We start from the raw sequence: 13,649 nt of genomic DNA, 5'->3' as shown, positions 1-13,649 counted from the left end.
GGAGTGCCCGGGGAGTGCCCGGAGCGTGGGACGTATCGGCGCGGCAGAGCGGTGTTTGGTTGACTTGACGGCATGAGCGACGGGAAGAGCGTGTTCGTCAAGATCTGCGGGCTGAAGACCCCCCACGACGTCGACGTGGCCGTGGAGGCCGGGGCCGACGCCGTCGGGTTCGTCTTCGCCCCGGGCAGCCCCCGGACCGTCGACGCCGCGCTGGCCCGGGAGCTGGCCGCGCGGGTGCCCGACGGGGTGCTGACCGTCGGGGTGTTCCGCGGGCAGCCCGTCGAGGAGGTGCGCCGGCTCGCCGAGGAGAGCGGCGTGCGCGGCGTACAGCTGCACGGCGACGAACCCGCCGACCACTACGCGCGCCTGCGAGCTCCGGGGCGCACGCTGCTGCGCGCCACCGCCGAGCACGTCGCGCGCTGCGGGGAGTACGGGGAGGACCTGCTCCTCATCGACGCCCCCGACCCGGGCTCCGGCAAGCCCTGGAACTGGGGATCCGCGCAGTTCACGGCGCCCGAGGGGCGGTGGCTGCTGGCCGGCGGGCTGAGCCCGGCCAATGTGCGCGAGGCCGTCTGTGCCACCGGCGCCTGGGGCGTGGACGTCTCCAGCGGGGTCGAGCGGGAACGCGGGGTGAAGTCCCCCGAGCTGATCCGCGCCTTCATCGAGGCCGCGCGCGCGATCGTATGATTACTCTGAGTGAGAACGGGGGGTTCGGGGCGGGCCGGGCGGGCACAACCGCCGCATGGACCCGGAACCGGAAACGCACGGCTGGCTGCGGCGCCTGACCCGCCGCCTCGCCCCCGCGGGCGGCGGCGGGGGGCTGCTGCCCGTGTTCACCCCGCGCCTCACCCCCGTCTTCACCGCCGACTTCACCTCCACCACCCAATGGGTGGCCGGCCGCTCCTGGGCCTATCCCGACGGCGGCCCCGTCAATCCCGGCGACAACAAGCTCGACCACCTCACCGCCGACCCCGCCTACAGCCGCTCCGGCACCTTCCGCGCGACCCTGCGCCCCGACGGGAACTGGGACGCCGGGCTGCTCACCACCGAGGGCAGTGACGAGGGCTTCGAGGTCCGCACCGGCGACGTGCTGGAGGCCCGCGTCCGGCTGCCGGAGGAGATCGGCGCCTGGCCCGCCATCTGGACCTGGCGGGACGGCGGCCAGGAGATCGACGTCTTCGAGTACCACCCCGACAACCCCGACCTGCTGGAACTGTCCAACCACGTCCGAGAGGCGCACCGCTACCTCCGCGACCCGACCGTGCACCCCGGCGCCTGGCTCGACCTGAAGGTGGAGTTCGGCCGCAGGTCCGTCATCTGGTGGGTGAACGGCCTGCGCGTCTACTCCGACGGCCGGGGCGTCGGCCGCGGCTGGCACGCGTACCTGATCGTCAACCTGTCCGTCTGCGCCGGCCGCCACCACCCCGCCCCGGGCCCGGGGCTCACGGAGATGTCGTACGAGGTGTCCCAACTGCGCGTCCACCGGGCGTAGTACCGGCCCGGTCCCGGTCGTTAGGCTGCGGCCGGGGGGATCATGAACAAGGGAAACAAGGGAAACAAGGGAAACAAGGGGACACCACTGTCGGAGCGGCTCTGGGCGCTGCTCCTGATCTGTGCCGCCGCGGCGTTCGGCGTGGTGACGCTGATGTACTTCGTGCTCTTCTGGAAGCTGTCGTTCGTCGACATGCCCGGCAACGAGTGCGGCTCCGACACCTGCCCGCGTGGCATGGGCTGGCTGATGCTCTTCACTCCGGCCCTCGGGACGGCCGCGGTGCTGCTGTGGAAGGCCGTCCCGGAGGGGGTGCGGCGGCGCTCCTGCCTGGTGACCCTGGTCGCCGGTGCCGTGGCGCTGGCCGCGCTGTGGCCCGGCTGGCGGGCCTATGAGTGGATGCGCGGCCCGCAGATGTACGTCTCCGGCTGGCAGATGGCCGACGGCTCGGGCGCGGCGAAGCCGGTGGGGGTGTGGGCGCTGCCGGATTCGGGAGGCGGGATGCTCGTACGGGCCCGGGTGGACGGGCTCGTCGCCTTCGACGGGGAGGGCCGCCACGGCTGGCGGCTGCCGGCCCCGGAGCGCACGGCCGTGTGCGCGCTGAGCCGCGACACCTCCCGGGGCATCGGGCTGATGGCCTACGACGGGGGCACGGGGGGCTGCGGGAAGCAGGTCGCCGCCGTGGACCTGAAGGAAGGCCGCCGCCTCTGGACGCGGGACGCGTCCTCGGCGCAGGTCGCCGCCGTCGGTGACACCGCCGTCCTGACGCAGCCGGACTCCGTGGCCGGACTCGACCTGCGCGGGGGCGGGGAGCGCTGGCGGCTGCCCGTCGCCGCCGACTGCCGGGTCGCGGGCGTGGGAGGGGCCGGGGAGCGGGCCGTGTACGTCGAGGAGTGCGCGGGCCGGACGAAGGCGCGGCTCTTCGCCGTCGACGCCCGTACGGGGGCCCGCGCGTGGGAGGCCGCCCTGCCGACGGCGAGCGCGCTCGGCGAGGTGCGGGTGCTGTCGGCCGAGCCGCTCGCGGTCCGCGTCAAGGAGTCCGCCCCGCGGGGAACGGACGCCGTCCTGCTCTTCGACGCCGGGGGTCGTGCGCGGGGCACGGTGGCGGCCGCCGAGCTGCAAGGGGAGCCGCTGGTGACGGGCGGCCTGCTGGTCAGCGCGGTGGGGGCCGGGAAGAAGTCGGGGGTGTCCGCGTACTCCCTCACCGACGGCCGCCGCGCCTGGCACCGGGGTTTCGGGGAGGAGCAGGTGCTGGGCCTGGCGGCGGCGGCCGGGCCGGGGGAGGTCGCGGTGGTCACCTCCGACCACTGGTGGACGTACCTGACCAGGCTCGGCGAGGGCGACGGCGGGCGCCGGGAGGAGGCGACGATCCTGCGCGAGATGCCGCTGGGCAGCCGCTTCGTGTTCCGTGCGGGCCCGCCCGGCTTCTACGTCTTCGTCAACCTGGACGCCGACGACGCCCTGTTCCCGACCTTCGAGGTCAGGCCCGTCTGGGGCTGGTGACCCGGCCCGTCGGACGACCCGGACGACCCGGGCGGGTCGGGGGGCCGGTTGAAGGCCGCGCCCATGATCGCCACTCTGTGTGCCTGACCCCAACACCCGGAGTGGAAGGCGGCACGTCATGACGTTCACCCCGCAGGAGCGGATGCGGGCGGCCGAGGAGGCCGTACGGCAGCTGAAGGACGCCCTCCACGGGGTGGGGGTGGTCTTCCCGTCCCTGGACGTCGAGCGGGTCTCGGCCGCCGGGTCGTACGGGCTGCCGCTCGTCGACCTGGGGCGCTGCAACATCGACACCGCGCTGCGGCTGGCCGCCGTGCTCCAGGAACACCGCGGCGGCTGATCAGGCCGGCACCGGCTCCTTCGCGGAGGCGGGGCCGGCCGGGGCGGGCGGGGCGCCGGCTCCCGCGTCGGTGTCCAGGTCGGCCAGCATCCGCTTCGTGAACCCGAAGAAGTACGTCGCGGCGAAGCCGGCCAGGTACCCGACCGCGAGGCCGCCCGCGTAGACGGCGACGGTCACGCCCATGCCCGCCGTACCGTCCAGCAGCGGGAACAGCGCCCAGCCCGACGGGCCGATGGCCTTCGAGCCGAACGCCACGCCCAGCTGGTTGCACAGCCCGACGAAGGCCCCGCCCGCCGCGCCGCCGACGCAGGCGGTGACGAACGGGCGGCCCAGCGGCAGCGAGACCCCGTAGATCAGCGGCTCGCCCACCCCCAGGAGGCCGGCCGGGAGCGCGGACTTGACGGTGGCGCGGACGGAGCCGTTGCGCGGGAGGCGGCAGTAGACGGCGAGGGCCGCCCCGACCTGGCCGGCGCCGGCCATGGCGAGGATCGGCAGCAGGACGGTGTGGCCGGACTGCTCGATGAGGGTGGTGTGGATGGGGATCAGCGCCTGGTGCAGCCCCAGCATCACCAGCGGCAGGAACAGCCCGCCCAGCACCAGCCCGGCGAAGGCCCCGCCGGCGGCCAGCAGCCAGTTCGCGAAGGCGCCGATCGCGGCGGCGGCCTCACCGGCGAGGAACATCAGCCCGTAGAGGGTGACCAGCCCGGTGACGAGGACCGTGAGGGTCGGCGTGACCAGCACGTCCAGCGTCTCCGGCACCCGGCGCCGGCACCACCGCTCCACGTGCACCGCGAGCAGCGCCGCCGCCAGCGCGCCGAGGACCCCGCCCTGGCCGGGGGAGAGGTGCGCGCCGAAGGCGTCGATCTTCGCCACGCCCGGGAAGACGATGACGGCGGCGACGGCCCCGCCGAGCACGGGGGTGCCGCCGAACTCCTTGGCGGTGTTGAAGCCGACGAACACCGCGATCAGCGACATGAACCCGGACGCGATCGCCGCGAGGGCCGGCACCAGGGCCGGAGCCCAGCCGAGGTTGGTGAGCAGGCCGTTCAGGCCCGCGATGACCCCGCAGCCGATCAGGGCGGGGATCAGCGGGACGAACACGTTCGCGATGCGGCGCAGGAACAGCTTGAACGGGGTGGCGTTCCGCGCCTTCCGCGCCTCCTTCAGCGCGGCGCCCCGCTCGGCGAGGCCACCGGCGGTGACGGGCTGCGGGCCGGCCGGGCGGCCCTCCTCCACCAGCGCCTCGAACTCGGGCGTGACCCGGGCGACGACGCCCGGCCCCAGCACGACCTGGTAGGTGTCGTCGTCCTCGACCACGCCCAGCACCCCGGGCACCGCCCGCAGGGCGGCGTCGTCGACGAGGGAGCGGTCGCGCAGCCCGATCCGCAGGCGGGTCATGCAGTGCGCGACGGAGGTGATGTTGTCCGGGCCGCCGACCAGGGGGAGGAGCGCGGCGGCGGTGGCGCGGTTCTTGTCAGTGGGTTCAGCGGGTTCAGCGGACATGTACTCGCCTTGCGTGGGGGGATGGCGAACGGGGTCCTACCGGGTCCTACCGGGTCCTACCGGGTCCTGCCGGGGCCTACCGGGTCCGGGCGAGGGCTTCGCGGAGGTGCCCGCCGGACTCGGCGAGCAGCCGTGCGGCCTCCGGCCCGTCGACCCCGCCGAGCACGACGAGGACGGCGTCCTTCACCTCGCCGCCCGTCGCCGCGAGCGCCGCCTCGATCTCCGCGTCGGGCGCGCCCGTGGCCAGGGCGACGATGCGGCGGGCGCGGGCGCGCAGCTTCTCGTTCGTCGCGCGCACGTCGACCATGAGGTTCCCGTACGTCTTGCCGAGGCGGATCATCGTGACCGTCGAGATCAGGTTCAGTACGAGCTTCTGCGCCGTGCCGGCCTTCAGCCGGGTGGAGCCGGTGAGCAGCTCGGGCCCGACGACCACCTCGATGCCGTGTTCGGCGGCCGCGGCCAGGGCGGATCCGGCGTTGCAGGACAGGCCGACGGTGAGCGCGCCGCGCGCGCGGGCGTACTCGACCGCGCCGACCGCGTACGGGGTGCGGCCCGAGGCGGAGACGCCGACGACGGTGTCGTCGCGGGTCAGGCCGAGGGCGGCCAGGTCGGCGGCGGCCAGCTCCCGCGAGTCCTCGGCGCCCTCGACGGCCCGCACCATGGCCCCGGGGCCGCCCGCGATCAGGCCGACGACCTGCGCCGGGTCGGTGTTGAAGGTGGGCGGGCACTCGCTGGCGTCCAGCACCCCGAGCCGGCCGGCGGTCCCGGCGCCCGCGTAGACCAGCCGGCCGCCGCGGGCCATCCGCTCGGCGATCGCGTCGACGGCGGCGGCGATCGGTTCCAGCTGCGCGGCGACGGCGGCGGGGACGGTGGCGTCCTCGGCGTTCATGGCGCGCACGATCTCCAGCGTGGGGAGCCGGTCGATCTCCGCCAGCTCGGGCCGGAAGGCCTCCGTGGTCAGCGTGTCGAGCTGCGCGCGGAGGTCGGCGTAGGCGGTGGTGCGGTTCTCGCTCACGGCTGGAACGTATTTCCCGGCGGGGCCGGGGGCAAGAAGGCACGCCCCGGCCGCGCCCCGGCCGGGGGACGGCGCCGAAGCAGGAGGACAAATAATAGAAAATCCGAGCAAATTACATGTAAAGAGGCCCTTCGTCTGGGGCCCGGTCGGGGTTCACAATGTCCCCATGGACCACGCGACCCCCCTGGAGCAGGCGCTGCATGTCGCCCGTGCGCTCGTTCTCGCCGATCTCGCCGCAGGTGAGGTCGCCGATGCCGATGTCGTCTCCCTCGTCGAGGACTCGGTCACGCACCGCCGGTGGTGGGTGGAGCAGTGGCCGGAGGGGGTCGACTACCTCGCCGGACTCGTCGCGCAGGACGTGAAGGACGCCCTGCTGGAGAAGTACGGGCGCTGGCCGCTGTGCCCCGTCTGCGCGCACGGGGACCCGCACGCGCTGGACGTGGAACCGGAGCTGGGGCCCGACCCGCACTGGGTGTGCTCGGAGGCCGGGGTGAGGGTGGCGGCGGTCGGCGGTCTCGGCCCCGTCTTCCACCCGGGCCGGTGAGCCGCCGGTGACGGTGTACATCGACCCGCCGGTCTGGCCGGGCCACGGCCGCCTGTGGTCGCACCTGGTCAGCGACGTCTCGTTCGAGGAGCTGCACGCCTTCGCGGCGGGCATCGGCTGCCCGCCGCGGGCCTTCGAGCGGGACCACTACGACGTGCCCTCGCACCGCTACGCGGACGCCGTGGCGGCGGGCGCGGTGGAGATCGGCAGCAAGGAGCTGGTCCGCCGCCTGACCGCAGCGGGGCTGAGACGGCCGAAACATCGCCCGCCCGTGGCCTGAATGCCCGTCATCTCTCCTGCTTGCAGGGCGATTTGCTGGACTAGGATGACCGCGGTTCGGCCACTCGCATAGGCATTGGGCATGAGGGGGATCGTGCGTCGGTCAGTGCTGTTCGTACACGGGACCGGGGTCCGGGAGGCGTCCTACAAGGAGACCTTCGGCGCGGTCCGGGCCCGGCTCGCGGACATCCGCCCCGGGATGGAGGTCCGCGGCTGCTTCTGGGGCAGGGAGCAGGGCGCGTCCATGATCCTCGACGGGGCCTCCGTCCCGCACTACCGGCGTTCGCGCGGCGGCGCGCCGGAGGACGACGAGATCGAGGTCTGGGAGGTCCTGTACGAGGACCCCTGGCACGAACTGCGGCTGCTCGGGCTCCAGCCCGCCCCCGAGACCGGTTTCGGCTTCGGACTGCCGCCCTCCGACGAATTCCTTGCCGAGGTCACCGGATACGTGCCGGGGCCCGCGGTGGTCGCGGCCTTCGCCGCGCGCGGCCTGGCCGAGGAGTTCACCGAGGCCCTGCGGGCCGTGGTGGCCGCGCCGGAGCTCCACGCCGCCGCCGCCACCGCGGACACCGACGGCACCGAGCACCGGCGCGCCTTCGCCCGCGCGGTGGTGGCCATGACCATCGCGCTCTCCTTCGACCGGGGCGGCGAGGTCTCCGGCGTCGTGCGCGACGAACTGCTGACCCTGCTCGGCACCGAGCTGTACGCCGAGGGCAGGTCCGTCGGCGGCTTCCTCGCCAAGGCGCTCGCCCGGCCCGTCGGCTGGCGCGGCCGCCACCGCCGGGGGGCGTGGGGTGACGCCGCCCTGCCGGCGGTCGGCGACATCCTGCGGTACCAGGCGCGCGGCCAGGGCGTACGCGACCTGATCAAGAGGTCGGTCGAGAACGCCCCCGGGGACGCGGTCACCGTGATCGCGCACAGCCTCGGCGGGGTCGCCTGCGTCGACCTGCTGGTGCGCGAGCGGCTGGAACGCGTGGACCAGCTGATCACCGTCGGCTCGCAGGCGCCGTACTTCTACGAGATCGGCGCCCTGGTCTCGCTCGAACATCCGGAGGGCCTGCCGCCGGGCTTCCCGGCGCGGTGGCTGAACCTCTACGACGACCGCGACCTGCTCTCGTACCGGGCCTCGGAGGTGTTCCCGGGCCGGGCCGACGACCACCGCGTCGACAACCGGCAGCCCTTCCCCTGGGCGCACACCACGTACTGGTCCAACCCCGACGTCTGGAGCGCGGTCGACGCATGGCTGAGATGACCGCCCCCGACCCGGAACGCGTGCACGCGCTGCTGGTCGGCATCGAGCAGTACCCGCACATGGGGGACGGGCAGCTGCCCGGCGCCGCGGCCGACGCGATGCGGCTCGCCCGCTGGCTGCGCAGGCGCGGGGTCCCGGGCGGGAACATCAGGCTGCTGCTGGCACCGCTGCCCGGCTCGTGGCCCGAGCTGAACACCCGGGCGAGGGAACTGGGTGTCGGCATCGAGCCCGTCACCTCCCGCGACCAGATCATCGACAGGCTCGCATCGCCGCCCACCGTGCCGGAGGGCGACGTGCTGTACGTCTACTGGGGAGGCCACGGCGTACTGGACCGCGGTGACCGCCGGCTGCTGCTCTGCCCGGACGACTCGGCCGAGCGGCGCAGCCTGGACCTGATGGACCTCCGGGACTACCTGACCAGGCCGGACGTGGCGCGCTGCCGCCGCCAGGTCTTCCTCGTGGACGCCTGCGCGACCTTCGTCCAGGCGGGCGACAGGAGGCCGGACGTCGCCGCCCTGCCGGCGGGTGGACGGGCGGCGGTGGAACAGTTCCTGCTGCTCGCCGCGGCGGCCGGACAGGCGGCGACGCAGCGCGGTGCCCAGCGGACCGGGGCCTTCTCGACGGCCGTCATGGACTGGCTGGAGGAGCACTCGCCGGGGCTGGACACGGACCTCGACGCGCTGGTCGCGCACGTCAAGGAGCACTTCACGGGTCACCGCCTGGGCAACCGGCAGCTGCAGACCCCCGTCACGCTGGTGATCAAGCCGCTCGGTGGCGACGACGTGGAGATCTGGGAGCGCCCCGGCGCTCCGGGGGTGAAGCGGGCGAAGCGGGCGCCGGCCGACCGGTCCGGCGCGGCCGGGGTGTGGGCCGGGGGCGGGGTGCTCGCGCTGGTGGCGATGGTCGCGATCGTGGCGATGTTCCTGTCCCGGGGGCAGGACGACGCCGACAAGGCGGCCCCCGAAGCCCCGACGGCCACCGCTGCGGCGGCGCCGGGGCAGGGGATCGCCGCGCCGTCGGCGTCCCCGTCCCCCTCGGCGCCTTCAGGCACCGTGTCCGCCCTGCCGAAGGCGGCCGCGCCGCTGCCGGCGAGCGTCCCCGGGCAGTCCTGCGGAGCCGAGCACACGACCGCTGTCGCGGACGTCATGCACAGGGTCTGCTTCGTGCGGAACGGCGGGCGGATCAGCATGCTGGCCATCGTCCGGTCGACGTCCCTGCCCAAGGACGTGACGGTGAACCTCTGGCTGGTGGGGCCAAAGGGCGTATACGTACTTCCCGTCGACGGGCCGAAGACCTGGTCGGTCAAGATCGGCAGCGACCCCCAGCGGTTCGAGGCGCCGATCGACACGGGGCTGCTGAAGTCCGGCTCCGGCTACGAGGTCCACCTCGGCACCCTGGAGGGGCTCGGCCGCACGCAGAACGCGACGGTCGATCCGGTCCGGGGCCACTCCATGCCGTTCACCTACTGACGGGGTCCGCCGACACCTCGCGCGGGCCCGACCCGGCGACGACGCGGGTCCCGCGCGCCGGCGTACGCCGTTCCAGGCGGAGGGCGATGACCGTGAGGGCGATCGCGGTGACGGTCATGGCCGCGCCCGCCCATGCCGGGGAGGAGAAGCCGAACCCGGAGTCGATGACCGTGCCGCCGAGCCAGGGGCCGCCGGTGTTGCCGAGGTTGAACGCGGCGGTGGTGGTGGCTCCGGCGAGGGTGGGGGCGGCGCCCGCGACGTTGAACATCCGGGCGTTCAGCGCCGGCGCGGTGAAGAACGCCGAGACGCCGAGCAGGAACGACAGGGCGATCGCGGCGGCGGCGCTGGAGGCCAGCACGGTGAGGGCCCCGAGGAACACCGTCGAGGCGGTGATGCCCCAGAGCATCACCCCGAACAGGTGCGCGTCGGCGATCCGCCCGCCGATGGTGGTGCCGATCAGCGCGCCGACGCCGAACAGGCCGAGGATCCACGGCACCCACTTCGAGTCCAGCCCGGCCACGTCCGTGAGCAGCGGCGACAGGTAGCTGAAGGCGCAGAAGACGCCGCCGGCGGCCAGGGCCGTGACGCCGATGGACAGCCACACCTGGCGGTCGCGGTAGATGCGCAGCTCGCGGCCGAGGCGGGGCTTCTCGTCGGGCAGGGGGATCTTCGGGATCAGCGCCAGGATGCCGGCCAGGGCGACGGCCGAGGCGGCGCCGACCGACCAGAACGCGGAACGCCAGCCGAGCTGCTCGCCGAGGAAGGCGCCGGCCGGGACGCCGAGGACGTTGGCGATGGACAGGCCGCCGATCATGACGGCCATGGCGCGGGCCCGCTGGTCCTTGTCGACCATGGCGATGGCGACGGCCGCGCCGACGGCCCAGAACCCGGCGCAGGCGAGGGCGGACACCACGCGGGAGGCGAAGAGGAACGCGTACGAGGGGGCCAGCGCGCCCGCCACCTGGCCGAGGCCGAAGAGGCTGATGAGGGAGACGAGGGTGGTGCGGCGCGGCAGGCGCAGGGTGGCGACCGCCAGCAGCGGCGCCCCGACGACCATGCCGATCGCGAAGGCGGATATCAGCAGGCCCGCCTGCGGGATGGTGACGCCCATGTCCTCGGCGATGGGCGGGAGGAGGCCGGACAGCATGAATTCGCTCGTGCCGAGCGCGAAGACGGACAGGCCCAGGACGTAGACGGCCACGGGCATGCGGGACGGGGGTCGTGCGGAGGCTGCGGGCATGTTCTTCCCGAACCGCCCCGAAGTGGGGCGCATTCCCGGCCGCCGTCCCGTATGTCAGGTCAGGGCGGCCAGCTCGGCCTCCAGGTTGCGGCGGGCCGGGGCCTCCCAGTGGGCGGTGCCGTACGGGGTGCGGAAGAGGCGGGGGAGGGCGAGGAGCTGCCGCAGCACGGCGGCGCGGCCGGTGCGGAAGGCCTCGTCGGGGACGAAGCCGTACTCGGCGCGGACGGCGGCGGCGTAGGCGGCGTACGCGTCCGGGGTGCCGGCGAGGACGCCGAGGTCGGCGTCGCAGAGGACCTCGCCGTTGGTGTCGCCGGGGGCGGGGTCGTGGGTGACGGTGAGCCGCACCAGGCGGGCGGTCTCGGCGGTGCGGTCGGTGCCGACGCCGAGCTCGGGCAGGGCGCGCTCGGCGAGGGCGGCGCTGCGCTCCTCGTTCTCGGAGCGGTCGGGCCGGTAGACGGCGTCGTGGAACCAGGCGGCGAGCTCGACGGCGGCGGGGTCGGCGGCGTGGCCGGCGAGTACGTCGATCCGTGCGAGGACGTCGGCCAGGTGGGCGGTGGTGTGGTACCGCCGCTGCGGCTCGGCCCAGGCAGCGAGGAGCCGGTCGGCGTAGGGGGCGGGGTCGCGGGTGGCACCGGCGGCGGTGGCGGTCGCGTCCCAGCGGGCGCGGAGGGCGCGGAGGGCGCGTTGGGCGGCGGTGTCGGGCGTGTCCATGCGGACATTGTGCGGGTGACTTGACTGCTCCCCTCCCGGGCTGGGCGGGGATTTCTGGCTCACGCTGCCCGGCCGGGCAGCGCCCGGTCAGGTCTTGTGCGATCAGTGCCAGCCGGGTTCAGACCTGCCCGGACGAGCATGACGCGTGCGGAGTTCTTGTCCCTGGGGGACACAGCTCCGCACGCGGTGCAGGTGTAGGTGCGCTCACCCAGCGGCAGTGCGTGCTTGGCTCTCGCTCCGCACCGCCCGCAGTCCATCGTGGTGTGCGCGGGATGTACAAGGTGCACGGCACGGCCGTGCTTGCGGCTCATCTCGATCAGGGCCCTCTTGGTGGCGCCGATGGCGGCGTCAGCGGCCTTCTTGGCCATGGTCGACTTCGCGAGGAACTTCGGACGGAAATCCTCCACCGCAAGAACATCGTGGTCGCGGACCACGGCCTTCGCCCACTTACGGGCCGTGTCCTGACGCTGCCGGGCCACCTTTTTGTGCAGCTTCGCGGCCTTCTTCTTCGCTGCCTGATAGCGCTTCGAGGCGGCCTGCCCCTTCTTCGGCTTCCGGCGGGCCATCATTCGCTGATAGCGAGCCAGGTTCTTGGCAGCCTTCCTGCCATGCCCGGCATGCGGGAGGTCGTGGCCATCGCTGGTGGTGGTCGCGGTCTCCTTCACGCCCCAGTCGATCCCGATCACCCGCCCGGTCTCGGACAGCGGCTCAACCTGCGCAGGGACCACGAAACTGGCGTACCAATGCCCGAGAGCGTCTTGATGGATGCGCACGCTGGACGGCGCCGCTTGCAGCTCCCGCGACCACACCACCGTCAGTACGACGCCCCCGGCCAGGTGCAGCCGTCCGTCCTTGATCCGGAAGCCACGCCGCGTGTAGTTGAGGCTCGGCGGTGTTTCGCGCTTCTTCTTCCACCGCGGCATTCCTGCCCGACACGCCATCGGTACTCGGTCTCGGATGTCTTTCTGCGCCTTGGCCTTCGAGTTTCCGAAATCGCGGATCAACTGCTGCTGTGCGACCGAGCTGCCCTCACGCAGCCAAGGTGTACGGGCACGGGCTTCGGTCAGCATCCTGTCCAGCTCTGCCGGACCACACGTGCGCTTCTGCGCACCCTCCGGGCGGGCCTGGTTCCAGGCGTGGACCTGCTTGGACTTGGCCACACACTCGTTCCACACCCACCGGGAGCGATCCCACTCACCCAGCAGTGCCGCGACCGCTGCGGACGACACGCGCAGCCTGAAGGTGTTCCGGGCGTGCCCGGCACCCCCGGCCATCTCCGCGGTCGCCATGCAGCGACCGTAGGCCAGATGCTTCGTCTGCCTGTTCAGAGGCTCTGGCGATCCCACGAACGAGGGACTCAACCGGGCCCAGGCCTCCCCTCGGGCCTAAAGGCCGGACCGCCTTCCGGCCGATTCGGTGATTCTGCTGGTTGCGGGCAGGTCGGGGCCCGTACCCTGGACATTGGACTAGACCTATTTTCGTACACTTCTCGAAGGATGGGATCACATGAGCAACCGTGCGCTCCTGGAGGTGATCGCCCTCGACGTGGAGGACGCGGTCGCCGCCCAGGCGGGTGGGGCGGACCGACTCGAACTGGTCACCGACATGGCCGCCGACGGGCTCACCCCGCCGCGCGAGACCTTCGCGGCGATCCGGGCGGCGGTCGACATCCCGCTGCGCGTGATGCTCCGCAAGTCCGACGGGTTCGCGGCGGGCGACGTCTCCGTGCTGGTGGAGGCCGCGAGAGGGCTGCGGGCGGAGGGCGCGGAGGAGTTCGTACTCGGCTTCCTGCACCCGGACGGCAGCCCCGACCTCGACGCGGTCGAGGCGGTGCTCGCGGAGCTGGACGGCTGCCGCTGGACCTTCCACCGGGCCATCGACCGCGCGGCGGACCGCGACGGCCTGCGCAAGGCCCTCGCGGAGCTGCCCGGGCTCGACACGTACCTGACGGCGGGCGCGGCGACCGGCGTCACGGACGGGCTCCCGGTGCTGCTGGCCGAAGCCGCGGCGGGCCGGCGCGGTGAGCCGGGCTACGGGCCGCGGATCCTGGTCGGCGGCGGCCTGAGCCTCGCGCACCTGCCGGCACTGCGGGAGGGGGGCGTCGACGCCTTCCACATCGGCGGCGCGGCCCGTCCCTCCGGGTGGGACCGGCCGGTCTCCGCGGAGGCGGTCGCGCAGTGGCGGGCGGCCCTGGCCTAGGCGGCACCCTGGCCGGGCCGGGGGCTGGTCTGGGGGGGGGGGGGGGGGGGGGGGGGGGGGGGGGGGGGGGGGGGGGGGCCACCCCCCAAACATCAGACCCCCCGCTCC

General features: G+C 73.8%; 14 protein-coding genes. 9 read left to right on the top strand and 5 right to left on the bottom strand.

Features of this window, described 5'->3' with window-relative positions:
• Positions 1-72 precede the first annotated feature (72 nt).
• From AC07A6_RS23725 to AC07A6_RS23710, 4 genes are all read left to right on the top strand, one after another.
• Positions 73-687, top strand: a complete 615-nt coding sequence (locus tag AC07A6_RS23725) for a phosphoribosylanthranilate isomerase (protein ID WP_478778426.1) — start codon at positions 73-75, stop codon at positions 685-687.
• A 55-nt stretch (positions 688-742) separates the two neighbouring features.
• Complete coding sequence (locus tag AC07A6_RS23720; protein ID WP_478778425.1) at positions 743-1,492, top strand: LamG domain-containing protein; 750 nt, start codon at positions 743-745, stop codon at positions 1,490-1,492.
• 42 nt (positions 1,493-1,534) lie between these two features.
• On the top strand, positions 1,535-2,992 hold the full coding sequence (locus AC07A6_RS23715) for an outer membrane protein assembly factor BamB family protein (RefSeq protein ID WP_478778424.1): 1,458 nt from the start codon (positions 1,535-1,537) through the stop codon (positions 2,990-2,992).
• Between the two features lie 118 nt (positions 2,993-3,110).
• Positions 3,111-3,329 (top strand): hypothetical protein, encoded by a 219-nt coding sequence (locus AC07A6_RS23710; RefSeq protein ID WP_125813877.1) that lies wholly within the window; start codon positions 3,111-3,113, stop codon positions 3,327-3,329.
• On the opposite strand, the gene AC07A6_RS23705 is transcribed toward AC07A6_RS23710, so the two are convergent.
• Both AC07A6_RS23705 and murQ read right to left on the bottom strand, forming a co-directional pair.
• On the bottom strand, positions 3,330-4,832 hold the full coding sequence (locus tag AC07A6_RS23705; RefSeq protein WP_478778423.1) for a PTS transporter subunit EIIC: 1,503 nt from the start codon (positions 4,830-4,832) through the stop codon (positions 3,330-3,332).
• A gap of 76 nt (positions 4,833-4,908) precedes the next feature.
• Positions 4,909-5,847, bottom strand: coding sequence for an N-acetylmuramic acid 6-phosphate etherase (gene murQ / locus AC07A6_RS23700; RefSeq protein ID WP_478778422.1), 939 nt, complete (start codon positions 5,845-5,847; stop codon positions 4,909-4,911).
• Positions 5,848-6,013: 166 nt separating this feature from the next.
• Here murQ and AC07A6_RS23695 point away from each other — a divergent pair, with 166 nt between their 5' ends.
• The 4 genes from AC07A6_RS23695 to AC07A6_RS23680 all read left to right on the top strand — a co-directional run bounded on the left by AC07A6_RS23695 (position 6,014) and on the right by AC07A6_RS23680 (position 9,391).
• On the top strand, positions 6,014-6,391 hold the full coding sequence (locus tag AC07A6_RS23695) for a hypothetical protein (RefSeq protein ID WP_125604175.1): 378 nt from the start codon (positions 6,014-6,016) through the stop codon (positions 6,389-6,391).
• Between the two features lie 7 nt (positions 6,392-6,398).
• On the top strand, positions 6,399-6,671 hold the full coding sequence (locus AC07A6_RS23690) for a DUF4031 domain-containing protein (protein ID WP_478778421.1): 273 nt from the start codon (positions 6,399-6,401) through the stop codon (positions 6,669-6,671).
• A gap of 93 nt (positions 6,672-6,764) precedes the next feature.
• Positions 6,765-7,922: a lipase family protein gene (locus AC07A6_RS23685; protein ID WP_478778420.1), complete on the top strand. Its 1,158-nt coding sequence runs from the start codon at positions 6,765-6,767 to the stop codon at positions 7,920-7,922.
• Positions 7,910-9,391: a caspase family protein gene (locus tag AC07A6_RS23680; protein ID WP_478778419.1), complete on the top strand. Its 1,482-nt coding sequence runs from the start codon at positions 7,910-7,912 to the stop codon at positions 9,389-9,391. The genes AC07A6_RS23685 and AC07A6_RS23680 overlap by 13 nt, the downstream gene beginning before the upstream one ends.
• Here the strand turns inward: AC07A6_RS23680 and AC07A6_RS23675 are convergent.
• From AC07A6_RS23675 to AC07A6_RS23665, 3 genes are all read right to left on the bottom strand, one after another.
• Complete coding sequence (locus AC07A6_RS23675; RefSeq protein ID WP_478778418.1) at positions 9,381-10,598, bottom strand: Cmx/CmrA family chloramphenicol efflux MFS transporter; 1,218 nt, start codon at positions 10,596-10,598, stop codon at positions 9,381-9,383. The two genes, AC07A6_RS23680 and AC07A6_RS23675, sit on opposite strands and share 11 nt — an antisense overlap.
• 87 nt (positions 10,599-10,685) lie before the next feature.
• Entirely contained in the window at positions 10,686-11,342 is a 657-nt protein-coding gene (locus AC07A6_RS23670) for an HD domain-containing protein (RefSeq protein WP_478778417.1), read from the bottom strand.
• 59 nt (positions 11,343-11,401) lie between these two features.
• A complete protein-coding gene (locus tag AC07A6_RS23665) occupies positions 11,402-12,631 on the bottom strand; it encodes an RNA-guided endonuclease InsQ/TnpB family protein (protein WP_478778416.1) in 1,230 nt (409 codons plus the stop codon).
• Positions 12,632-12,848: 217 nt separating this feature from the next.
• On the opposite strand from AC07A6_RS23665, the gene AC07A6_RS23660 reads away from it, so the two are divergent.
• Positions 12,849-13,541, top strand: coding sequence for a copper homeostasis protein CutC (locus AC07A6_RS23660; RefSeq protein WP_478778415.1), 693 nt, complete (start codon positions 12,849-12,851; stop codon positions 13,539-13,541).
• Positions 13,542-13,649 lie beyond the last annotated feature (108 nt).

The sequence above is a fragment of the Streptomyces sp. NPDC044002 genome, assembly GCF_056434525.1.
The sequence above is the reverse complement of the archived record's forward strand: the minus strand, read 5'-3'. Positions and strand labels throughout refer to the sequence as shown.